This window comes from Pantoea sp. App145 (assembly GCF_047947045.1).
GTDB lineage: Bacteria > Pseudomonadota > Gammaproteobacteria > Enterobacterales > Enterobacteriaceae > Pantoea.
Genome location: NZ_CP133290.1, coordinates 1,597,553 through 1,619,940, shown reverse-complemented (window position 1 = coordinate 1,619,940; position 22,388 = coordinate 1,597,553). Strand labels below are relative to the sequence as shown.

The 22,388-nt window shown below is 51.7% G+C and carries 21 protein-coding genes and 7 tRNA genes; 10 read left to right on the top strand and 18 right to left on the bottom strand.

The window, feature by feature from the left end; genetic code table 11:
• Positions 1-53 precede the first annotated feature (53 nt).
• Positions 54-1,226 carry a 3-demethoxyubiquinol 3-hydroxylase gene (ubiF, locus tag RCF31_RS07450; protein WP_416412964.1) on the top strand — a complete coding sequence of 391 codons (1,173 nt, stop codon included), beginning with the start codon at positions 54-56 and terminating at the stop codon, positions 1,224-1,226.
• A 125-nt stretch (positions 1,227-1,351) separates the two neighbouring features.
• Here the strand turns inward: ubiF and RCF31_RS07445 are convergent.
• The 12 genes from RCF31_RS07445 to nagB all read right to left on the bottom strand — a co-directional run bounded on the left by RCF31_RS07445 (position 1,352) and on the right by nagB (position 8,250).
• Positions 1,352-1,426 (bottom strand) — tRNA-Gln (locus RCF31_RS07445).
• 29 nt (positions 1,427-1,455) lie between these two features.
• Positions 1,456-1,530, bottom strand: a tRNA-Gln gene (locus tag RCF31_RS07440).
• Positions 1,531-1,536: 6 nt separating this feature from the next.
• Positions 1,537-1,613, bottom strand: a tRNA-Met gene (locus tag RCF31_RS07435).
• A gap of 31 nt (positions 1,614-1,644) precedes the next feature.
• Positions 1,645-1,719: transfer RNA gene (locus RCF31_RS07430), tRNA-Gln, on the bottom strand.
• Between the two features lie 34 nt (positions 1,720-1,753).
• Positions 1,754-1,828 (bottom strand) — tRNA-Gln (locus tag RCF31_RS07425).
• A 21-nt stretch (positions 1,829-1,849) separates the two neighbouring features.
• Positions 1,850-1,934: transfer RNA gene (locus tag RCF31_RS07420), tRNA-Leu, on the bottom strand.
• Between the two features lie 8 nt (positions 1,935-1,942).
• Positions 1,943-2,019: transfer RNA gene (locus RCF31_RS07415), tRNA-Met, on the bottom strand.
• 217 nt (positions 2,020-2,236) lie between these two features.
• Positions 2,237-3,904 (bottom strand): asparagine synthase B, encoded by a 1,668-nt coding sequence (gene asnB, locus RCF31_RS07410; protein ID WP_416412963.1) that lies wholly within the window; start codon positions 3,902-3,904, stop codon positions 2,237-2,239.
• Positions 3,905-4,220: 316 nt separating this feature from the next.
• Entirely contained in the window at positions 4,221-4,973 is a 753-nt protein-coding gene (locus tag RCF31_RS07405) for an HAD-IIA family hydrolase (RefSeq protein WP_084873462.1), read from the bottom strand.
• 39 nt (positions 4,974-5,012) lie between these two features.
• On the bottom strand, positions 5,013-6,233 hold the full coding sequence (gene nagC, locus RCF31_RS07400; RefSeq protein ID WP_084873464.1) for a DNA-binding transcriptional regulator NagC: 1,221 nt from the start codon (positions 6,231-6,233) through the stop codon (positions 5,013-5,015).
• 7 nt (positions 6,234-6,240) lie between these two features.
• The gene (nagA, locus tag RCF31_RS07395; protein WP_299454821.1) at positions 6,241-7,389 is read right to left on the bottom strand and encodes an N-acetylglucosamine-6-phosphate deacetylase; all 1,149 of its coding nucleotides are present in this window, start codon (positions 7,387-7,389) and stop codon (positions 6,241-6,243) included.
• Positions 7,390-7,449: 60 nt separating this feature from the next.
• Positions 7,450-8,250, bottom strand: coding sequence for a glucosamine-6-phosphate deaminase (nagB, locus tag RCF31_RS07390; protein WP_084873469.1), 801 nt, complete (start codon positions 8,248-8,250; stop codon positions 7,450-7,452).
• Between the two features lie 376 nt (positions 8,251-8,626).
• On the opposite strand from nagB, the gene nagE reads away from it, so the two are divergent.
• The 3 genes from nagE (at position 8,627) to RCF31_RS07375 (ending at position 13,075) form a co-directional block, all read left to right on the top strand.
• Complete coding sequence (gene nagE / locus RCF31_RS07385; RefSeq protein WP_416413231.1) at positions 8,627-10,624, top strand: N-acetylglucosamine-specific PTS transporter subunit IIBC; 1,998 nt, start codon at positions 8,627-8,629, stop codon at positions 10,622-10,624.
• Between the two features lie 151 nt (positions 10,625-10,775).
• Positions 10,776-12,443, top strand: a complete 1,668-nt coding sequence (gene glnS / locus RCF31_RS07380) for a glutamine--tRNA ligase (RefSeq protein WP_299454815.1) — start codon at positions 10,776-10,778, stop codon at positions 12,441-12,443.
• 236 nt (positions 12,444-12,679) lie between these two features.
• The gene (locus RCF31_RS07375; protein WP_416412962.1) at positions 12,680-13,075 is read left to right on the top strand and encodes a hypothetical protein; all 396 of its coding nucleotides are present in this window, start codon (positions 12,680-12,682) and stop codon (positions 13,073-13,075) included.
• 58 nt (positions 13,076-13,133) lie between these two features.
• Here RCF31_RS07375 and fur read toward each other — a convergent pair whose 3' ends face one another.
• From fur to ybfF, 4 genes are all read right to left on the bottom strand, one after another.
• Complete coding sequence (fur, locus tag RCF31_RS07370; protein WP_013508277.1) at positions 13,134-13,580, bottom strand: ferric iron uptake transcriptional regulator; 447 nt, start codon at positions 13,578-13,580, stop codon at positions 13,134-13,136.
• A 354-nt stretch (positions 13,581-13,934) separates the two neighbouring features.
• Positions 13,935-14,465, bottom strand: a complete 531-nt coding sequence (fldA, locus tag RCF31_RS07365; RefSeq protein ID WP_084873479.1) for a flavodoxin FldA — start codon at positions 14,463-14,465, stop codon at positions 13,935-13,937.
• Positions 14,466-14,587: 122 nt separating this feature from the next.
• Positions 14,588-14,863 carry a LexA regulated protein gene (gene ybfE / locus RCF31_RS07360; RefSeq protein ID WP_013508279.1) on the bottom strand — a complete coding sequence of 92 codons (276 nt, stop codon included), beginning with the start codon at positions 14,861-14,863 and terminating at the stop codon, positions 14,588-14,590.
• A 168-nt stretch (positions 14,864-15,031) separates the two neighbouring features.
• Positions 15,032-15,796: an esterase gene (gene ybfF, locus RCF31_RS07355; RefSeq protein ID WP_416412961.1), complete on the bottom strand. Its 765-nt coding sequence runs from the start codon at positions 15,794-15,796 to the stop codon at positions 15,032-15,034.
• A 247-nt stretch (positions 15,797-16,043) separates the two neighbouring features.
• Here ybfF and seqA point away from each other — a divergent pair, with 247 nt between their 5' ends.
• The 4 genes from seqA to RCF31_RS07335 all read left to right on the top strand — a co-directional run bounded on the left by seqA (position 16,044) and on the right by RCF31_RS07335 (position 19,437).
• The gene (seqA, locus tag RCF31_RS07350; protein ID WP_416412960.1) at positions 16,044-16,586 is read left to right on the top strand and encodes a replication initiation negative regulator SeqA; all 543 of its coding nucleotides are present in this window, start codon (positions 16,044-16,046) and stop codon (positions 16,584-16,586) included.
• A gap of 25 nt (positions 16,587-16,611) precedes the next feature.
• Positions 16,612-18,252 carry a phosphoglucomutase (alpha-D-glucose-1,6-bisphosphate-dependent) gene (pgm, locus tag RCF31_RS07345; RefSeq protein ID WP_416412959.1) on the top strand — a complete coding sequence of 547 codons (1,641 nt, stop codon included), beginning with the start codon at positions 16,612-16,614 and terminating at the stop codon, positions 18,250-18,252.
• A gap of 347 nt (positions 18,253-18,599) precedes the next feature.
• Positions 18,600-19,094 carry a hypothetical protein gene (locus RCF31_RS07340; RefSeq protein WP_416412958.1) on the top strand — a complete coding sequence of 165 codons (495 nt, stop codon included), beginning with the start codon at positions 18,600-18,602 and terminating at the stop codon, positions 19,092-19,094.
• Positions 19,081-19,437, top strand: coding sequence for a hypothetical protein (locus RCF31_RS07335; RefSeq protein ID WP_416412957.1), 357 nt, complete (start codon positions 19,081-19,083; stop codon positions 19,435-19,437). Before RCF31_RS07340 ends, RCF31_RS07335 begins: the two co-directional genes overlap by 14 nt.
• A 69-nt stretch (positions 19,438-19,506) precedes the next feature.
• On the opposite strand, the gene RCF31_RS07330 is transcribed toward RCF31_RS07335, so the two are convergent.
• Both RCF31_RS07330 and kdpE read right to left on the bottom strand, forming a co-directional pair.
• A complete protein-coding gene (locus tag RCF31_RS07330) occupies positions 19,507-19,968 on the bottom strand; it encodes an Hcp family type VI secretion system effector (RefSeq protein WP_416412956.1) in 462 nt (153 codons plus the stop codon).
• A 186-nt stretch (positions 19,969-20,154) separates the two neighbouring features.
• A complete protein-coding gene (gene kdpE / locus RCF31_RS07325) occupies positions 20,155-20,829 on the bottom strand; it encodes a two-component system response regulator KdpE (RefSeq protein WP_299454789.1) in 675 nt (224 codons plus the stop codon).
• Between the two features lie 241 nt (positions 20,830-21,070).
• Between kdpE and RCF31_RS07320 the strand changes: the two genes are divergently transcribed.
• Positions 21,071-21,271, top strand: coding sequence for a DUF2517 family protein (locus RCF31_RS07320; RefSeq protein WP_208714325.1), 201 nt, complete (start codon positions 21,071-21,073; stop codon positions 21,269-21,271).
• A gap of 150 nt (positions 21,272-21,421) precedes the next feature.
• The gene (locus RCF31_RS07315; protein ID WP_416412955.1) at positions 21,422-22,378 is read left to right on the top strand and encodes a YbgA family protein; all 957 of its coding nucleotides are present in this window, start codon (positions 21,422-21,424) and stop codon (positions 22,376-22,378) included.
• The last annotated feature ends 10 nt before the right edge of the window (positions 22,379-22,388 follow it).

Below are 22,388 nucleotides of genomic sequence, written 5' to 3'. Positions count from 1 at the left end.
TTCCGGTACACTTCGCAGAATGAACGCTGCGGTAAGAAGAGGGATAACAGGCAATGCAGGATTCACATTTTGATGTGGTGGTGATTGGTGGCGGTATGGTCGGGGCGGCGCTGGCCTGCGGCCTGGCGCAGCAAAAGTTTCGGGTGGCGGTTGTCGAACGTGCCGAACCTGCGCCTTTTGATGCGGCGCGTGCACCAGATGTGCGTGTTTCGGCCATCGGCGCGTCCTCGGTAGCATTGCTCAGGCAGCTGAATGTCTGGCCACATGTGCAGGCGATGCGCTGTACACCTTACCGCAAGCTTGAAACCTGGGAGTGGCAAACCGCACGCGTCACCTTTGATGCGGCCTCACTTGGGCTGCCCGAGCTGGGGTATATGGTGGAAAACAGCGTGCTGCAACGCGCGTTGTGGGAAAAAATGCAGGAAGATGGGGTGACGTTGTGCTACCCAGCCACGCTGGAAAATCTGTTGCCACACAGCGGTGGCTGGCATGTCCAGCTGGATAACGGCACCACGCTGGATGCCCGGCTGGTGGTGGGGGCCGATGGTGCCAATTCGCGCGTACGTCAGCTGGCTGGCATTGGCGTGCATGGCTGGAACTACGCGCAATCCTGCATGCTGATCAGTGTGGAATGCGAGCATGAAGCGGGAGATGCCACCTGGCAGCAGTTCACGCCAGAGGGGCCGCGCGCATTTCTGCCGTTGTTTGACCGTCATGCCTCGCTGGTGTGGTATGACGCTCCCTCACGCATTCGTCAGTTGCAGAGCATGCCGTTGCCCCAGCTGGAGAAAGAAATTCACGCTCACTTCCCGGCGCGTGTCGGACGGTTTCAGGTAACAGCGGCCGCATCGTTTCCGCTGGTGCGTCGTCACGCCACGCGCTATGTCACCGCCGGATTGGCGCTGGTGGGGGATGCGGCACATACTATCAATCCGCTGGCCGGGCAGGGCGTCAATCTCGGTTACCGTGATGTCGAAGCGTTGCTGGATACACTGGCAGAGGCGCGGAGTCAGGCGGAACTGTGGTCATCTCTGGCGGTGTTGCAGCGTTATCAGCGCCAGCGCCGTAAAGACAATTTGCTGATGCAGGGTGGGATGGACCTGTTCTACTTCGCCTTCAGCAATAAATTACCGCCACTGCGTTTTGCCCGTAATCTGGGGCTGATCGCGGCGGAGCATGCGGGGGTGCTGAAGCGTCAGGTGCTGCGTTACGCGCTGGGCCTGTAATCCTGGTCGGCATTAATGCCGACACTACGCTGAATGTAGGGAGCGTATTTATGCGCTCCTGGCTGACGAAGTAAGCAAACGCAGAAAACAACAAAGCCCGCAAAAGCGGGCTTTGTTGTGCAATTTGGCTGGGGTGCAGGGATTCGAACCCCGGAATGCCGGAATCAGAATCCGGTGCCTTACCGCTTGGCGACACCCCAATAGGTGTTAATTCAAATTGTCTTTTGTATGGCTGGGGTGCAGGGATTCGAACCCCGGAATGGTGGAATCAGAATCCACTGCCTTACCGCTTGGCGACACCCCAATAATATGGTGGCTACGACGGGAATCGAACCTGTGACCCCAGCATTATGAGTGCTGTGCTCTAACCAGCTGAGCTACGTAGCCAAATTGTACTGCTTTACATCACATCCGACGATGGCTGGGATACCTGGATTCGAACCAGGGAATGCCGGTATCAAAAACCGGTGCCTTACCGCTTGGCGATATCCCAATATTCGACTCGTATCCACGAGAGTGCATCGGATTGGCTGGGGTACCTGGATTCGAACCAGGGAATGCCGGTATCAAAAACCGGTGCCTTACCGCTTGGCGATACCCCATCCGGCTGCCGAAGACTGAAATGGTGCGGGAGGCGAGACTTGAACTCGCACACCTTGCGGCGCCAGAACCTAAATCTGGTGCGTCTACCAATTTCGCCACTCCCGCAAAAAAGATGGTGGCTACGACGGGAATCGAACCTGTGACCCCAGCATTATGAGTGCTGTGCTCTAACCAGCTGAGCTACGTAGCCATCTTTTTTTCGCGTTACCTTCATCGGCGTTGCGGGGCGCATTATGCGTATTGAGCTTTGTAGCGTCAACAAATTTTTTACCGATTTTTGCCTTAACGCGCCTGTTTGTCTGGCTTATAACCAGGCTGATGATTTATTCGGCAATTTTCGATCGCTTACAACGCAATTACAAAAAAAAGGGGCCTTTTCAGACCCCTTTTGCACTCCGGTAAAAACCTTATTTATAGGCTGACTGATGCACGCCTACCGCACGACCTGATGGATCGTCCATTGATTTGAACGCTTCATCCCATTCAATCGCTTTCGCGGAAGAACAGGCCACTGACGGGCCACCCGGTACGCATTCGGCCGCGCTCGGCAGCGGGAACAGCTCCTCAAAAATCTCGCGGTACAAATACGCTTCTTTCGAGTTCGGCGTGTTGTACGGGAAGCGGAAGTGCGCCGTCGCCAGTTGCTGCTCGCTAACCTGTTTTGCCGCCACGTCTTTCAGCGTATCGATCCAGCTGTAACCCACGCCGTCAGAGAACTGCTCTTTCTGGCGCCAGGCGACGCTTTCCGGTAGATAAGAGGAGAAGCATTCACGCAGGATGTGTTTTTCCATCTTGCCGTTGCTGCCACACATTTTATCTTCCGGGTTGATACGCATGGCGACATCAAGGAATTTCTTGTCGAGGAACGGCACACGCGCTTCCACACCCCAGGCAGACATCGCTTTGTTGGCACGAGCGCAGTCATACATATGCAGGGCCAGCAATTTACGCACGTTTTCTTCGTGGAACTCTTTGGCGTTCGGCGCTTTATGGAAGTACAGATAGCCACCAAACACTTCATCAGCACCTTCACCAGACAGCACCATCTTGATGCCCATCGCTTTGATTTTACGCGACATCAGATACATCGGCGTTGAAGCACGGATGGTGGTCACATCATAGGTTTCGATGTGGTAAATCACGTCACGGATGGCATCCAGACCTTCCTGCACGGTGAAGTGAATTTCGTGGTGCACGGTACCGAGATGATCAGCAACAGATTTGGCGGCTTTCAGATCCGGCGATCCTTCCAGGCCTACGGCAAACGAGTGCAGCTGCGGCCACCAGGCGTCGCTTTTGTCATGATCTTCAACACGTTTTGCTGCAAAGCGTTTGGTCACAGCAGAAATGATGGAGGAATCAAGGCCGCCAGACAGCAGCACGCCATAAGGCACATCTGACATCAGGTGGCTTTTTACGGATTCTTCCAGCGCGGCTTTCAGGCCAGCGGCATCAGTCTCGTTGTGCTCAACGCTTTTGTAGTCCATCCAGTCACGCTGCCAGTAACGACGGATTTCGCCATCGGTGCTGGAGAGGTAGCTTCCCGGCGGGAATTCTTTGATGGAACGGCACACCGGCACCAGCGCTTTCATTTCTGAAGCAACATAAAGGTTGCCGTGTTCATCGTTGCCCATATACAACGGGATGATGCCGATATGGTCGCGGCCAATCAGATATTGCTGCTTCACGCTGTCCCACAGAATGAAGGCGAACATGCCTTCAAGATCGTCAAGGAAATCAACGCCTTTTTCCTGATACAGCGCAAGGATCACTTCACAGTCAGAGCCGGTCTGGAACTGGTAGCGGTCGCTCAGCTCTGCGCGCAGTGCCTGATGGTTGTAGATTTCACCGTTAACGGCCAGTACGTGGGTATGGTCGGCGTTGTACAGCGGCTGTGCACCGTTGTTAACGTCAACAATCGACAGGCGCTCATGCGCCAGAATGGCTTTGTCATCGGCGTAAACGCCTGACCAGTCCGGGCCGCGATGACGCATCAGACGGGAACATTCCAGCGCTTTCTTGCGCAATTCAATTGGATCGCTTTTCAGATCCAGCACACCAAAAATCGAACACATAACTGACTCCTGATCTCACCCTGTGGGGATGTTATTTCACCGTTTGTCCGGCAGCATCGCTGCGTGATGTATAAGAAAATGCGCTATTTGATGGTGGTAATGCAAGCAAATTAACGATTGGCTGAGAAAAAGAATGTTGCTATGGCAATAAAATTGAATTTCATTTAATGAAATGGTGTTTTTATTAGATGTTATCTAATGGTTTGGTGTTTTTGCTGGTTTTGTGAGCGTAAGGAGGAGGCTGATTCAGGGAGAAAAGAGAGACCCGGCGGCGAGGATGAGTCAGCCGGGTCATAAGTGAAGGTGATGGTGAAAATCAGAATAAATCGATATCCGCGACGGAAGGGTAGATCCAGTCCGGACGGAACGGCATGGCATCAATATCGCTGAGCGTCGAGACCCCTGATAACACCAGCACGGTTTCCAGACCCGCCTGGAAACCGGCGAGAATATCGGTACGCAGGTTATCGCCGACAATCACCGTTTCTTCGGAGTGAGCCTGCATCTTGTTCAGCGCGGCACGCATGATGTAGGGGCTGGGTTTACCCACATAAAACGGTTTGCGACCGGAGATTTTTTCGATACCGGCACAGAGCGCGCCACAGGCCGGGACAAAATTGCGCGCGTGGGTATCCGGGTTGGTCGCGATAAAGCGCGCACCGTTGGCGACAAAAAACGCCGCCTTATGCATCATGTCCCAGTTGAAGGAACGGGTTTCTCCAACGATAACAAAATCAGGATTGATATCAGTGATGGTGAAACCGGCTTTATAGAGCTCATGAATCAGCGCGCCTTCACCAATCACATAGGCTTTCTTGCCTTCCTGACGGCGCAGGAAGTCGGCGGTGGCCATCGCCGAGGTGTAAAAAACCGAATCCGGCACTTCGATACCGGAGGAGGCGAAACGGTTAGCCAGATCTTTCGCCGTTTGCGATGGGTAGTTAGTCAGCACCACCAGCGGCATCTTTTTTTCAAGGATGCGCTGCAGGAATTCCTGGGCGCCGGGAACGGCGGTGTTGTCGTGCATCAACACGCCGTCGATGTCACAAATTACGCTTTTAATTGTCATAGATTGCATCCGGTCTGGCCTGCTCCAGGCAGGCGTCGGTTACTCTTCCAGCAGATGTTGCAGCAGAATGCCATTCAGCATAGCGCGTTTTGCCAGCGCAAAAGCGCCAATGGCCGAGCGATGATCGAGTTCTGAGCGTACCACAGGCAAATTTTTACGAAACGCATTCAGTGCCTGGGTGTTGATGCAGCCCTCAATTGCCGGAAACAATACCTTGTCTGCGTCGGTGATTTCACCCGCCAGCACCACTTTTTGCGGATTAAACAAGTTAATAGCGATGGCTATCGCTTTACCGAGATAGCGGCCAACGTATTCAATCACCTCACACGCCAGCGCATCGCCCTGATTGGCGGCCCGGCAGATTTGCGGCATCTGGCAGTCATTAAGGGTCAGCGAACTGGGATAGCCCTGATTGAGCAGATGGCGTACCCGGTTTTCAATCGCGCCATTGGCGGCGATGGTCTCGAGGCAACCGAAGTTACCGCAGTGGCAGCGCTCACCGAGCGGATCCACCTGGATATGACCGATTTCACCCACGTTGCCATTGCTGCCGAGAAAAATGTGGCCGTTGGCGATGATGCCCGCACCGGTGCCGCGATGCAGGCGCACCAGAATGGAGTCTGCACAGTCGCGACTTGCACCGAAGTAGTGCTCAGCGAGGGCCAGACTGCGGATATCATGGCCGACGAAACTGGTGACGTTGAAACGTTTTTGCAGGCTGGAAACCAGCGGCCAGTGGCTGACGGCAATATGCGGCATATAGCGAATAATGCCGTTAATCGGATCCACCAGGCCGGGCAAAATCACTGCAATGGCTATCAACTCATGAATTTTGCGTTGATGCGCCGCCATAAAGGCGCTAATGGCGTTAAATAGCGCATTCTCCAGCGTTTCCTGAGTACGTTCCGGCAGCGGATAATCTTCCTGCGCCAGTGATTTACCACTGAGATCAAATAATGTCAGCGTGGCATCGTTACGTCCGAGGCGCACGCCGATAGTATGAAAATGGCGGGTTTCGGTAATGATGGAGATGGCGCGGCGTCCGCCGGTGGACGCTTGCTGGTCCACCTCTTTAATCAGGCCGCGCTCAATCAACTGGCGGGTAATTTTTGTGACACTGGCTGGCGCAAGCTGGCTGACTTCGGCGATTTGAATGCGCGAAATAGGCCCCTGTTGATCAATCAACCGGTAAACGGCTGCGCTGTTGAGTTGTTTGACAAGATCGACATTTCCTATTTGAGTCTGGCCGCCAGTGGTCATTCAATGCTTACTCGCTGAGGACGTTGTCTCCATTGACGAACGTCTTAATGATTTGATAATCGCGGGTAAAGACAGTCAGGTTGGCGACTTTTCCGGCTTCGACCGTACCCAACTGTTTCTCCACACCCATCGCCTTTGCCGGATAAAGTGTTGCCATGCGCAGTGCCTCATCCAGCGCAATGCCACAATGTTCCACGCAGTTCCGTACCGTTTCAATCATGGTGATCGCGGAACCACTTAAGGTGCCGTTTTCATCAACGCAAAGGCCATTGCGATAGTATATTGTTTTGCCTGCAAAAATAAATTTATCAATCGATGCACCTGCCGGGGCAGTGGCATCAGTGACCAGCACCAGCTTGTCACCTTTGATACGTTTCGCATTGCGCACATTAGCGTAGTGGACATGTAAACCATCTGCAATGATGCCGCAGTATACATCAGGCGAATCAAACAGCGCACCGATCAGGCCGGGTTCGCGACCAGCGAAAGTGGGCATCGCATTGTAAAGATGCGTCGCAAAACTGACGCCTGCGGCGAAACCGGTTTTGGCTTCTTCATAGGTGGCGTTGGAGTGGCCAGCGGAAACGATAATGCCCGCGTCACGTAATTTGCGGATCACTGCGCTGCCGGCATTTTCCGGGGCCAGCGTCACTTTAGTAATCACATCGGCGTTGGCGCAAAGAAAATCCACCAGCTCAGGATCCGGCAGACGAATCAGTTGCGGATTGTGCGTGCCTTTCTTCACTTTATTCAGCCACGGACCTTCCAGGTGCAGGCCAAGCGCCTGATGCTGATGTTTTTCCTTGTAGGCGCGCATGGTGGCAATGGCGCGCTTCATCAATTCATCCGTGCTGGTGATAAGCGTTGGCAGGTAGCTGGTGCAGCCCGATTTCTCATTGGCGCGCTGCATGATTTCCAGCGTTTCAACGGTCAGTGCATCGATATCATCGTTAAATTGCACGCCGCCGCAGCCGTTGAGCTGCAAATCAATAAAACCGGGAGCGATAAACGCACCAGCAACATCCTGTTGTGGCAGGGTGGCATCCAGCGCATCGCGTGGACAGACACGTTCAATCAGGCCATCGGCAATCACTACCGCATGGTTGTCCAGAATTTCATGACCAGTAAAAATCCGGCCGTTTACTAATGCGTACATCGTTTCTCTCTCCCGGCTATACCCACTGCGTGATAGCAGCAGGTTTTTTACAACGTGCTCTTACACACCTTTCATATTTTCCGCTTCCATTTCGCGGAAATATTTCACGGTTTTCACTTTCAGTTCCATGGTGGCGGGTTCGTCACAGACCACCACGGATTTCGCATGCAGCTGCAGGCAACTGATAGTCCACATATGGTTAACGTTGCCTTCTACGGCGGCCTGCAATGCCTGCGCTTTGACATGACCGGTGACCAGAATCATCACTTCTTCCGCATCCAGCAGCGTACCCACGCCAACAGTCAGAGCGTATTTTGGCACCTGATCCACGTCACCGTTAAAGAAACGGGAATTGGCGAGGCGGGTTTCGTGTGTCAACGTTTTGATACGGGTACGGGATGCGAGCGAGGAGGCTGGTTCGTTAAAAGCAATATGACCATCATTGCCCACCCCACCCATAAACAGATGGATTTTGCCCAGGGCGCGGATCTTCTCTTCGTACTGACGACATTCTGCGTCAATATCTTCCGCATTGCCATTCAGAAGATTGATATTTTCCGGTTGAATATCAATGTGATCGAAAAAGTTACGATACATAAAACTATGGTAACTTTCCGGGTGTTCTTTTGGCAGACCAACGTATTCATCCATGTTGAAGGTGACAACATGTTTGAAGCTAACCTGGCCCGCTTTATGCATCTCGATCAAGTGCTTGTAAGCTTCCAGCGGCGTACCACCGGTTGGAAGACCTAGCACAAAGGGACGATCTGGGCCAGGATTAAACGCGTTAATGCGGTTCACGATATGGCGCGCGGCCCATTTACCCACCTGGGTAGGTGTGGCTAAAGGGATCAGTCTCATGTCTTCACCTCAGTTAAAGATTGGAAAAGTGGAGTCGCTGTTCTCTCTACAGATTGTTCTTAAGCGTAATCCGTTTAAGCTCAACCATGCAGGGAAAAGTGCGTCTTGATATTTTTCATCATAAAATAAGTTTGGGGTGCTGGCTAGTCGTACGGGTATTAAAACGTCATTTTTGGTGATAAAAATCACAGATATCGTGGTTTTAATTTGCGAGGCGAATTAATTTATCCTTACACTGCGCCACGTGGTCAGTCGTGTCATCAAGGTACCGGATGTCGGGATAATAAAATCAACCCGCACCGGGAAAACGCCAGTCTCAAAGGGGGAGAATAAGGTGAGTGTTCTAGGATATCTGCAAAAGGTCGGCCGAGCGCTTATGGTGCCGGTAGCGACCCTGCCGGCAGCGGCAATTTTAATGGGGGTAGGGTATTGGATCGATCCGGACAGCTGGGGGGCGGGTAACGCTCTGGCTGCGCTGTTGATCAAATCCGGTGCCGCTATCATTGAACATATGTCCGTGCTGTTTGCCATCGGTGTGGCTTATGGCATGTCCAAAGATAAAGATGGTGCTGCGGCACTGACTGGCTTCGTGGGTTTCCTTGTGGTCACCACGCTGTGTTCGCCAGCTGCTGTCGCGATGATTCAAAAAATACCTGTCGATCAAGTGCCTGCTGCATTCGGCAAAATCGAAAACCAGTTTGTCGGTATTCTGGTGGGGATTATCTCGGCGGAAGTGTACAACCGCTTCAGCCATGTCGAGCTACCCAAGGCGCTGTCGTTCTTTAGCGGCCGTCGTCTGGTACCGATCCTTGTCTCCTTCCTGATGATCCTCGTTGCTTTCATCCTGATGTATATCTGGCCATTGGTGTTTGATGGTCTGGTGAGCTTTGGTGAAGATATTCAGAAGCTGGGATCCGTCGGCGCAGGTGTCTATGCCTTCTTTAACCGTCTGCTGATTCCGGTTGGCCTGCATCACGCGCTGAACTCGGTGTTCTGGTTCGATGTTGCCGGTATCAACGATATTCCGAAATTCCTTGGTGGCGCGCAGTCCATCGCCAATGGTACCGGTATCCCGGGTATCACCGGCCGTTACCAGGCCGGCTTCTTCCCGATCATGATGTTTGGCTTACCAGGTGCTGCGCTGGCGATTTATCACTGCGCACGACCGGAAAACCGCGCCAAAGTCGGTGGTATCATGCTGGCAGCCGCCTTTGCTGCTTTCTTCACCGGTATCACCGAACCGCTGGAATTCTCCTTTATGTTCGTGGCACCGGTGCTGTATGTCATCCATGCGTTGTTGACTGGTCTCTCGGTGTTTATCGCGGCCAGTATGCACTGGATTGCCGGTTTCGGCTTCAGCGCCGGGCTGGTGGATATGGTGCTGTCAACACGTAACCCGCTGGCGGTGCATTGGTGGATGCTGATCCCGCAAGGGCTGGTGTTCTTCGCGATCTACTACGTGGTGTTCCGCTTCACCATCCAGAAATTTAACCTGATGACACCGGGTCGTGAACTGTCTGCTGATGATGAAACTGACGGCTATGACGTCAACGTTGATCACAGTGGTACCGGCGAAAGTCAGACCGAATCCCTTGCCCGCCGCTATATCGGTGCGGTAGGTGGTTCTGACAATCTGACCAATATCGATGCCTGTATCACCCGTCTGCGTCTGAACGTGAAAGATTCCTCGCAGGTTAATGACAGCGTGGCGAAACGTCTTGGCGCTTCTGGCGTGATTCGTCTGAACAAACAAAGCGTGCAGATCATCGTCGGTACTCAGGCTGAAAGCATTGCCACGGCAATGAAAACGGTGCTGACCAAAGGCCCGGTGGCCGCGGCAGCGACTGCCTCCGTTGCTGCCGCGCAGCCTGCGACGGCTGCACAACCGCAGGCGGTGCTGAACAGCGAAAAACGCGTGGTTGCCACGCTGCTGGCTCCGGTCAGTGGTGAGGTGGTGGCACTGGATGCGGTGCCGGACGAAGCCTTCGCCAGCAAAGCTGTCGGCGATGGTCTGGCGATCAAACCCACCGGTAAAACCGTGGTGGCACCGATTGCCGGTACTATCGTGAAAATCTTCAACACCAACCATGCATTCTGTCTCGAAACTGACAACGGCGTCGAGATTGTGGTGCACATGGGCCTCGATACCGTCGCGCTGGAAGGCAAAGGCTTCACACGGCTGGTGGAAGAGGGGGCGACCGTTGCGGCGGGACAGCCGGTGCTGGAGATGGATCTGGATTTCCTCAACGCCCATGCGCGTTCGATGATAAGTCCGGTGGTGATCAGCAATAGCGATGATTTCGCAGGCCTCAATCTACTGGCGAGTGGTTCCGTCGTGGCAGGTGAAACCCGTTTGTACGAGGTTAAAGGTTAAGTCCTTGTGATGAACCCGGAAGGCAGGAAGCGATTCCTGCCTTTTTTGTTTTAAAACGGCCAACAAACGGTTGTTTCCCTCCTGCGCTTTGTGGATCATACTCCGTTACTTCGTAGTACAAATCACCCGTATTGTATTTGAGGATTTTGAGATGAGTGAGGCTGAAGCCCGCCCAACGAACTTTATTCGTCAGATTATCGACGAAGATTTGGCGAGCGGTAAGCACAACAGCGTGCATACCCGTTTCCCGCCTGAGCCCAATGGTTACCTGCATATTGGCCATGCGAAATCGATCTGTCTGAACTTTGGTATCGCACAAGATTACCAGGGTCAGTGCAATCTGCGCTTCGACGACACCAACCCGGTGAAAGAGGATATGGAATTCGTTGAATCCATCAAGCGTGACGTGCAATGGCTGGGCTTTGAATGGAGCGGAGACGTTTGTTACTCCTCAGACTATTTCGACCAGCTGTACAGCTACGCAGTGGAACTGATCAACAAAGGCCTCGCCTATGTTGATGAGCTGACACCAGAAGAAATCCGTGAATACCGTGGCACCCTGACTGCGCCGGGCAAAAACAGCCCGTATCGTGATCGTACCCCGGCTGAAAACCTCGCGCTGTTTGAAAAAATGCGCGATGGCGGTTTCGAGGAAGGTAAAGCCTGTCTGCGTGCCAAAATCGATATGGCATCCAACTTTATCGTGATGCGCGATCCGGTGCTGTACCGTATTAAGTTTGCTGAACATCATCAGACCGGCAAAAAATGGTGCATCTATCCGATGTACGATTTCACCCACTGCATTTCCGATGCGCTGGAAGGTATCACCCATTCGCTTTGCACCCTGGAATTCCAGGATAACCGTCGTCTGTATGACTGGGTGCTGGACAACATCTCCATTCCGGTGCATCCGCGTCAGTATGAATTCTCGCGCCTGAATCTGGAATATGCCGTGATGTCGAAGCGCAAGCTGACGCAGCTGGTGAGCGAGAAGATCGTCGAAGGCTGGGATGACCCGCGTATGCTGACCGTTTCCGGTCTGCGCCGCCGTGGTTACAGCGCCGCCTCGATTCGTGAGTTCTGCCGCCGCATTGGCGTGACTAAGCAGGACAACATCGTGGAAATGGCATCGCTGGAGTCATGCATTCGTGACGATCTTAACGAGAACGCGCCGCGTGCGATGGCGGTCCTCGATCCGCTGAAAGTGGTGATTGAGAATCTGCCTGCGGGTCATGAAGAAATTATCACCATGCCAAACCATCCCAACAAACCGGAGATGGGTACGCGTGATGTGCCGTTCAGCCGCGAAGTGTGGATCGATCGTGCGGATTTCCGTGAAGAAGCCAATAAACAGTACAAACGTCTGGTGCTGGGCAAAGAAGTCCGTCTGCGTAATGCTTACGTGATCCGTGCAGAGCGCGTGGCGAAAGATGAAGAAGGCAATATCACCTGCATCTACTGTAGCTGTGACGTTGATACCCTGAGCAAAGATCCGGCTGATGGCCGCAAGGTGAAGGGTGTGATCCACTGGGTTTCAGCGATCCACGCGTTACCTGCGGAATTCCGTCTCTACGATCGTCTGTTCAGCGTGCCAAATCCGGGAGCGGCTGAGGACTTCCTCACCACCATTAACCCGAATTCGCTGGAAATCAAACAGGGCTTTGTCGAGCCTGGACTGCGTGACGCCGATGCGCTGGCGCCGTATCAGTTTGAACGTGAAGGTTATTTCTGCGCAGACAGCGTTTACTCGCAGCCCTCTAAGCTGGTGTTTAACCGCACCGTCGGTTTACGTGATACCTGGGCGAAAATCGGCGATTAATCCTTTTTGTCGTTATCACCATATCATCACGAAAGGGCGAGCAATCGCCCTTTTTTATTGGTTGTAATTTCGGGCTGGCAACCTTTTATGCTGTGGGGTGTGAAATGCGTTTGTTACCGGGATTTGCAACTAATCTGACTTTAGTAAAATTAATCCATTTGCGAGTGTGAAAAACTGTATTTCAGGTAGGCTATGCGCTCCCAGACGTTGCTCTGCGGGTTGTAAAAGGAAAAAAAATGACGAGTCTCGCTCAGGAAGCCAAACACAGCGTAGTGGTTTTACATCAGCTTATCGAACGTATTTTTAATCAGTCAGAGGACACTGACGACAGCATTGAGTTGTTTCTCTCGCATTTTCACCCGGATTTCAAAATGGTGACCCCGCAAGGTAAACAGCTGGATTTAAATGCGATGGAGGTGTTGTTCCGCCAGTTACGTGGTCAGCGGGAAGGGATGCGCATCGCGACCAGCGAACACGCCATCATTTCACAGCAAAGCCAGGAAGTGACTATTCAATATCGTGAGTTGCAGATGATGAACGGCAACAACCAGAGTCGTATTTCTCTGGCGGTGCTGGATTGCACCACCTCCATTCCACGCTGGCGTTACCTGCAGGAAACGCTGGTTCTGTAATCTCAGGAATAAAAAAACCGGTGCCTGGCACCGGTTTTTTCATACTGCATAGCACATTTTATTGCTTATCGTGGAGCGTCTCGTCTTCGCGGCAGTCTCCCAGCGCACAGTGGCCGTACAGGTACAGGCTGTGGTTGGTGAGTTTGATACCGTGACGTGTTGCGATTTCACGTTGACGCGTCTCAATAGACTCATCACTGAACTCGATCACTTTGCCACAATCCAGGCAGATCAAGTGGTCATGATGATGCTGTTGCGTCAGTTCAAAGACGGATTTGCCACCTTCAAAGTTATGACGAGTCACGATACCCGCGTCATCAAACTGGTTAAGAACGCGATATACCGTTGCCAGACCAATCTCTTCGCCCATGTCGATCAGGCGTTTGTACAAATCTTCCGCACTGACGTGATGGCACTCGGGTTCCTGAAGCACTTCCAGAATTTTCAGTCTGGGTAGAGTGACTTTCAGGCCAGCCTTCTTCAATGCGGAGTTGTTGTCAGTCATGCGGATATTGTCCTGTTACTTTGCTAGTCACTTGCGGCGCAGGGCCTTGGATGTCGATCACGCGCATTCTCATTTGCGTCTCATTATAGAACTCAAGCAGTGAAATGAAAACCAAGGGCATGTCCTGAAATCACCAATGGCTGTAGGGATAAATGTCGCTAACGCCGGCGGGGATCGTACAGGTCTTTGTTTCCATTTCACTCAGCCTCATTCTGATGCCAGAGGAATAAGCGGATGACCGTTACGGGTATTCTACAGATTTGCAGGTAAAAGTTAAAAAAACGTGGCTATTATTTTTATAGGAATTTCCGATTCTCAATGTGAGCCAGCGCCCACATTGAGTAGGAAAGGGGATCAGGCTTCGATAATGTCTTTCAGCTGCAGCTCATCGAAAATCTGTTTCACCCACTTATCAACACGTTCGTTGGTCAGTTCCGGCTGACGATCTTCATCGATAGCCAGACCAAGGAAGTGTTTGTCGTCGGCCAGACCTTTGGATGCTTCGAAGTGGTAACCCTCGGTCGGCCAGTGACCGACAATCACCGCACCATTTGGCTCGATAATGTCACGGATGGTGCCCATCGCATCACAGAAGTATTCTGCATAATCTTCCTGGTCGCCACAGCCGAACAGCGCAACCAGTTTGCCATTGAAGTCGATCTCTTCCAGCGTCGGGAAGAAATCATCCCAGTCACACTGTGCTTCGCCGTAGTACCAGGTCGGAATGCCCAGCAACAGAATATCGAATGCTTCGAGATCTTCTTTAGTGCTCTTGGCAATGTCATGCACTTCGGCCACGTCTTTACCCAGTTGTTTCTGGATCATTTTTGCAATGTTTTCAGTGTTGCCGGTATCGCTGCCGAAGAAAATGCCTACGATTGCCATGGGTTAAGTGACCTCTTAAATCCTGATATTGAATATGTAATGACAGCGAATGATAGCAGACCGGGCAAAGTGGCGGAACTTGTAAAGCCGTGACTTTTGTTCCTGCGTGCGGTCTGCACCTGTTACGACAGTTTGAGCTGCGCCAGCAGCATTTGTTCAATCAATTCGCTGCGGCTGATGTTTTGTTGCTCAGCCAGGGTGTTGAGTGCATCAACGGCCTCGCTGCTCATTTTCAGCTCAACACGACGCAATCCTCGCACTTTATCGCGTTTCAGCTGATTGCGTTTGTTAATCCGCAACTGTTCGTCACGCGTCAGCGGACTGGTTTTGGGGCGACCGGGACGCCGCTCATCAGCGAAGAGATCGAGCGTGGTACGGTCAGTCTGTTCTTTTGCCATGATTTGTAAAACTGAGTGGGCGCGAACGGCGGAAAGGCGCTGCGCGATTTATACATTATCGGCCCGGCCACGGTGAAAAAATCATCCGTGGCAAATTTTTAGCGCGACATCATACTCCAGCGCCCCTGACTACGCCAACCTTAAACGGTTCGCGGCAAGCTTTTGCTTTTACAGTACAAAAAATCGGCGCACTGCGCGCAAAACGGCTTCAGGTTTTTCGGCATGGACCCAGTGCCCGGCGCCGCTGATGACATGCGCATGTGCCTGGGGGAACTGGCGCAACAACGCATCACGGTGCTGATTATCCAGATAGGGTGAATCACCGCCGCGGATAAACAGCGCCGGATGTGGCCATGCAGGTATCTCTTCCCAGCCGGAGATAGTGGTGTAGTTATCCCACAACACCGGCACATTGAACCGCCATTCACCGTCCTGGAACGATTTCAGAATGAACTGAATCACGCCTTCTTCATCCAGCAGGGTGCGCATCACCTCAGCGGCTTCGCTGCGGCGCGTCACACCTGCTGCGCTTACGGCACGGATAGCGGCGAAAATTTCATCATGGCGACGCGTCTGATAATCGACCGGAGCGATATCGATCATCACCAGTTTTTCAATGCGGTGCGGTGCGATGGCGCTTAACGCCATGGCAATTTTACCGCCCATCGAATGACCAACGACGCTGACACGATCGATGCCCTGGGCATCCAGCGTTTCGACAATATCCTGCGCCATCGCCGGATAGTTCATGATTTCGCTGCGGCCGGAGAGGCCGTGATTACGCACATCAACCTGCAGGGTAGGGCAGGCATCGCGCAGGCCACGTGCCAGTACACCAAGGTTATCCAGGCTGCCAAACAGGCCATGAATTAACAGAATAGGGGTAGCTTCGGGGGCAGATTGTTCAGTTTGCAGACGGGCATTCAAAATCATGGCAAAGTTCTTACGGTTGTGAGCTTCGCTTAGGTTATCATGGATCCACCTGTCCAGGAGCCAGCCAGGTGGGTATTAGGGCATTATCTGACTTTTGCCCTGAAACGATGCCAGCGCTATCGGCAGCCTGGGATTTAACTTTATAATCCTCATGTTAGAACCCGCTCACATTTTGCACGGCAGGATTTTGCTAAGGCCTTTGCAGAAATGCGTGGTTCTGTCATTTGCCAGAATCGTACGGAAAAAGATGAAAACGATTGAAGTTGACGAAGAACTCTACCGTTATATTGCCAGCCACACCCAGCACATTGGCGAAAGCGCCTCCGAAATTTTGCGCCGCATGCTGAAGTTCACTGCCGGTCAGAGTGCCCCTGCAACCCCTGCTGTGGCTCAGGCTGTAGCAAAAGAATCACAGCCAGTGCGCAGCGAACCGCGCCCGCAGGATCGCGTTCGCGCGGTACGTGAACTGCTACTTTCCGATGAGTATGCGGAGCAAAAAAAGGCGGTTAACCGCTTCATGCTGGTCTTGTCAACGCTCTATCGTCTTGATCCCGCAGCCTTTGCTGAGGCCACTGCGTCACTGCAGGGGCGTACCCGTGTTTATTTCGCGGGTGACGAGCATACGCTGTTGCAAAATGGCACCCATACTAAGCCGAAGCACGTGCCCGGCACGCCGTATTGGGTGATCACCAATACCAATACTGGTCGCAAATGCAGCATGGTGGAGCACATCATGTTAGCCATGCAGTTCCCACCGGAACTGACAGAGAAAGTTTGCGGCACCATTTAAACTGAAGCGTCAGGGAGAAGCGCCAATGGCCAATCACCCCCGTGCCGGGCAACCCGCCCAGCAGAGCGATTTGATTAACGTTGCACAATTAACCTCTCAGTACTACGTTTTGCAGCCTGATGTGGCTAATCCGGAACATGCGGTGAAATTTGGCACCTCCGGCCATCGTGGTAGCGCAGGACGTCAGAGCTTCAACGAAATGCACATTCTGGCGATTGCTCAGGCGATTGCGGAAGAACGTAAAAAGAACGGCATCACTGGCCCGTGCTATGTCGGTAAAGACACGCATGCGCTGTCTGAACCGGCGATTCTGTCTGTACTGGAAGTACTGGCGGCTAACGGCGTGGATGTGATTGTGCAGCAGGACAACGGTTATACGCCGACGCCGGCGATTTCTAACGCCATCCTGGAGCACAACAAACGTGGTGGTGCCCAGGCTGATGGCATTGTTATCACACCGTCGCACAACCCACCGGAAGATGGTGGCATCAAATACAACCCGCCAAATGGTGGTCCGGCCGATACTAACGTCACTAAAGTGGTGGAAGATCGTGCTAACCAGCTGATGAAAGGTGGATTGAAAGAGGTGAAGCGTCTGCCACTGGATCAGGCGTGGGCCAGCGGTCATATCGTTGAACAGGATCTGATTCAGCCATATGTGGCAGGTCTGGCGCAGGTGATTGACTTCCAGGCGATTCAGAAAGCGGGCCTGAAAATTGGTGTGGATCCGCTTGGCGGTTCCGGCATGGCCTACTGGCAACGTATTGCCGAGCACTACAAGCTGGACATCACCATCGTTAACGATGCGATCGATCAGACGTTCCGCTTTATGCATCTGGATAAAGATGGCGTAGTGCGTATGGACTGCTCGTCAGAATGCGCCATGGCTGGCCTGCTGGCTTACCGCGACAAATTCGACCTGGCATTCGGTAACGACCCGGATTATGACCGCCACGGTATCGTGACTCCGGCTGGTCTGATGAATCCAAACCACTATCTGGCGGTAGCGATCAACTACCTGTTCCAGCATCGTCCGCAATGGGGCAAAGATGTCGCCGTGGGTAAAACTCTGGTGTCCAGTGCGATGATTGACCGTGTGGTGAACGATATTGGCCGCAAGCTGGTGGAAGTACCGGTTGGCTTTAAGTGGTTTGTTGATGGCCTGTTTGATGGCAGCTTTGGTTTCGGCGGTGAAGAGAGCGCCGGGGCATCTTTCCTGCGTTTCGATGGCACAGCCTGGTCCACGGATAAAGACGGCATCATCATGTGCCTGCTGGCCGCAGAAATTACGGCGGTAACCGGTAAAAACCCGCAGCAGCATTATGATGAGCTGGCTGCGCGTTTTGGTGCACCGAGCTACAACCGTTTGCAGGCCTCAGCAACGTCGGCACAGAAAGCAGCGCTGTCGAAACTGTCTCCGGAAATGGTCAGTGCCGATACCCTGGCAGGTGACCCGATTACCGCGCGCCTGACGGCGGCACCCGGTAACGGCGCGGCGATTGGTGGCCTGAAAGTGATGACGGAAAATGGCTGGTTCGCTGCTCGTCCGTCAGGCACCGAAGATGCCTACAAAATCTACTGTGAAAGCTTCCTTGGTGCTGAGCATCGTCAGTTGATCGAGAAAGAAGCGGTAGAGATTGTCAGTGAAGTGCTGAAGAACGCGTAAGCGATACAGGATCAGGCATACAATATATTGCCGCTCTTGCAGTTTTTATTGATCAGCTAATGGTTGATGCAGAAGGGTTCATGTTGATCATGAACCCTTTTTTATTGGTAATTTCACCGTGGAGGACACAGTTCACTTCACCAAATCGACACGCTAAGGTGAGGTCCACATTTCAGGTTGCAGGATAGGACATCATGCTTGAACCAGAGGAAGGATTGCTGACATTTCGCGCCGAAGGTAACAATGTTAAAACCAGCAGAGATTACTCAAGGAAAATACATTAGCCCGGGATATCGTCTTCATGTAGGAGAAATTCATCTGGAGTAACAATTGGCCGAGGTTTTGATTTGGGAGATAGAACAAAAATAAATGTACTAATAGTGCTTAAAAAGTCTGGGGTAAATAAAGAGCAGGCAGAGCTTATCTCTGATGGAGCAGGTCTAAAAGGATGTACTGCACATGAATTTGTTATCAGGAATAGAGATAAGATAGGCGAAATATCAGAATCTCAGCAATTGTCTTTATTTAAAATTGTTTATGAGTGGTTAAAAAAAGATGTGGAGAGGATTTGTAAGAATAGAGTAACTATAATGAAACATCATCCTGACCCTGAGGTGCAAGCTGATGAGGCATGGAGAGTCATACCGTTGAAAATTAAAGATGTCTTAATAGACTTACGTTACAGAGGTGACTATACACCACACAGTAGAGAACTGATACAGCGTTTTGCATATTTAGGTGACATGGAAGGTTTTGGTAAAGTGATATCTAATCGGGCACTTTGGCCAGATGTGTCCACTGACAGGTTCATAAGAAGAGTTGATTATTATGAAAAAAATTAATGCGCTTTTTATTTTTTTATTTTTCTATTCCGTTTTGTGCCATTCGGCGGGATCGCAAATAGAAATAGAACAACTTCAGGAGATTAATGATAGATCATTTGAAAAAATGGAAGCTGCCCGAAAAGAGGCAAATAAGTCCATTGAAAATCAGATAAAGAATACCCCGGAGAGGAAAAAAGCCATTCTTGATCTAAAAAAATCATGGGAATCAACTATTCAAAAAAAATGCACGATAGAAATATATGAATCGCTAAATACTGATGCTGAAATCGCTACAAGGAACAGATGCTTATCGTCAGAGTATCTAAAAGAGAAAATTTTTTTTGATAATGTTTATCCCTAGCATGAAAAAAGTTTTTATTTGATAGTTGCCGAATAAGCAAGCAACTGCCAAGGTACATATACTAATGAATCAGAAATACGATGCCGATTCTTTTATATTCCACCCCATACGGGTCTCCGCACCTTTCACTCCTGAAGCACATTGCTCCCAGTACTGGAATTTGACCCTGTCAGCCTGGAATTCATATTCAACGTCTGTCATTGAACCACTTTCATTCAAAAGTACCTCGATGATGATGACGCTCTCCAGTGTAATTCGATAATATTCCATCTGACTTCCACCAGCCTTGCATGTTGATATTTCTACTTTCTTTATCTTATTACCATTTGAAGCATACATAAGCGCGCCAGCGGTCGCTTTGTCTGCCTGGCAATGTACGGTGAGATGATGATAATTTGTTGCACCTGATCCCGGTGTATCACCTTTTCTTCTTACACCCCATGAGTAAGTGCCAACATCAATCCAGCCCTGATGTGCGGAGTCCTTTGACTCTCCCATTAGTCCATCTATTTTAAGAAAAACATTATTCATTTAAATCTCCCTATTTATTTCATAATGCTCGTAACGTAGCGGCGCGATTTATCGCGCTGTTTTATGCGGTGTTGTAAAACGCGCGATAAATCGCGTCGCTACGACTAACTGAGGAAACTCAAATATCGCAGTGAAAATTATGCGGGTCATCCCTAATGATTAACATTTGCGGATTAACACACATTTTTACGGCATAAATCGATACCCAATACCGGTCTCGGTCAGTAAATGGTTTGGCTGAGTGGGATTGGCTTCCAGCTTCTGGCGCAAATGCCCCATATAAATACGCAGATAATGGCTATGTTCCACCGCATTCGGTCCCCACACCTGGTTCAGCAACTGGCGTTGCGTCAAAACCTTACCGGCATTATTCAGCAGCAGGCTGAGCAGGCGAAATTCTGTCGGGGTCAGATGGACTTCCTCACCAGCGCGTAAAACGCGCCGTGCCGCAATATCGACACTGACATCACCAAAATTCAAGACCGGCTCGGGTTGGTTGTTCTGATGACGGCGCAATGCCACGCGGACGCGTGCCAGCAATTCGCCGATACCAAAAGGTTTAGTGAGATAGTCATCGGCACCGGCATCCAGCGCATCGATCTTATCCTGTTCATCGGTACGTGCTGATAACACAATCACCGGCATGCTGCTCCACTGGCGCACTTCGCGGATAAAATCATTGCCATCACCATCAGGCAGACCCAAATCCAGGATCACCAGGTCAGGCTTGCGTGTTGCGGCTTCGATCAAACCACGCTGCAACTGCTCAGCTTCCACAATCTTTAACCCTTCGCCTTCCAGCGCCAGGCGCACGAAACGGCGAATCTCCTTTTCATCTTCGACGATCAAGATGGTGGTCACATGAACTCCTGCGGCAAAAAATGGATAACAGCTCACTGTAGCAATAAATCGTTCTGACGTCCGCGTTGGAGTTTGTTACCCAGTGAGAACTTAAAATTTACACTTATGTAACTTAATTTCAGCCCGGTGATAAAATGGACAAAAAAAGATCAAAAAAGTGGTCGGATGAGTAGTAAAATTACACAACCAGGCGTAATATTCGTGTCAGATCACATTTTCTATTACTCACCAGGAGGCAATCATGTATCAGGCATATCCGCTCTACAAAGTTGTGCTGCGCCGTGCGCTGGTGGTGTTACTGGGCGTGCTGGCGCTCCCCGTGATGCTGTTCCGTGCCGATCGCGCACGTTTTTACAGCTATCTGCATCGTATGTGGTGCAAAACCAGTGCTAAGCCAGTGTGGCTGGCACAATCTGAAGCGGCAGGCGGTATTTTCTGGTAACGCTGCTCCGCAGCAGACAGACCCGGTGTCTTCCCTGAAGCACCGGGTTTTTTTGTCTCAATTTTCCATTCAACGCAGTGCTGACGCTGTGTTCAGCGTGCATTTCAGCTACACTTAAAACCTCTACAAAATTTCAGAGGTTGTACAACTATGCGCGAGAAAATTCCTGTCGGTATCAGTGCCTGCCTGCTCGGGGATAGCGTTCGTTTCGATGGCGGCCATAAGCGCTTTGCCTTTGCGACCGACGAACTCGCCCCATTTGTACATTTTGAACCGGTCTGCCCTGAAATGGCGATTGGCCTCCCCACGCCACGCCCGGCGTTGCGCCTGGTAAAAGATGAGGACGCACAGGTGCATCTTTGTTTTAGTAAAGAGGGTGGGGATGAAGTCACTGATGAAATGGCGCAATGGTCAGCTCAGCGGGTGAAATCGTTGCATCACCTTTGTGGCTATATTCTGTGTGCCAAATCACCCAGTTGTGGCCTGGAACGGGTGCGGGTGTATGAGCCGGAAACCAATAACAATCGCAAGGCGGGCACCGGCGTTTTCGCTGCGTTTCTGCAGCGTGAATTACCCTGGTTACCGCTGGAAGAAGATGGGCGGCTCCATGACCCCCACATCCGTGAAAACTTTATCGGGCGTGTGTATGCCTTGCACGAATTCAATCAAATGTGGCGCAACGGCCTGACGCGTTATCAACTGATGGCATTCCACAGCCGTTACAAGCTGCTGTTGCTGTCCCATTCTCAGGATGAATACCGTGAACTGGGGCGTTTTGTGGCGAAGATGGATCAGTGGGATTCACTGGACGATTACGCCTTTGAATACCGCAATCGCCTGATGCAACTGCTGACGCATCAATCGACCCGGCGCAACCATACCAATGTGCTGATGCATGTGCAGGGCTATTTCCGTCGCCAGCTGACCTCGCCGCAGCGTCAGGAACTGGCGCAATTGATTGACCGCTACCGTCGCGGGGTGCAGCCGTTACTGGCACCCATCACCATGCTGAAACACTACATGGCCGAGTTCCCGCATCCGTGGCTGACCCAGCAGCGTTATTTTGATCCCTACCCGGAAGCGCTGCGACTGCGCTATGGCCAATAATGTCAGGAGT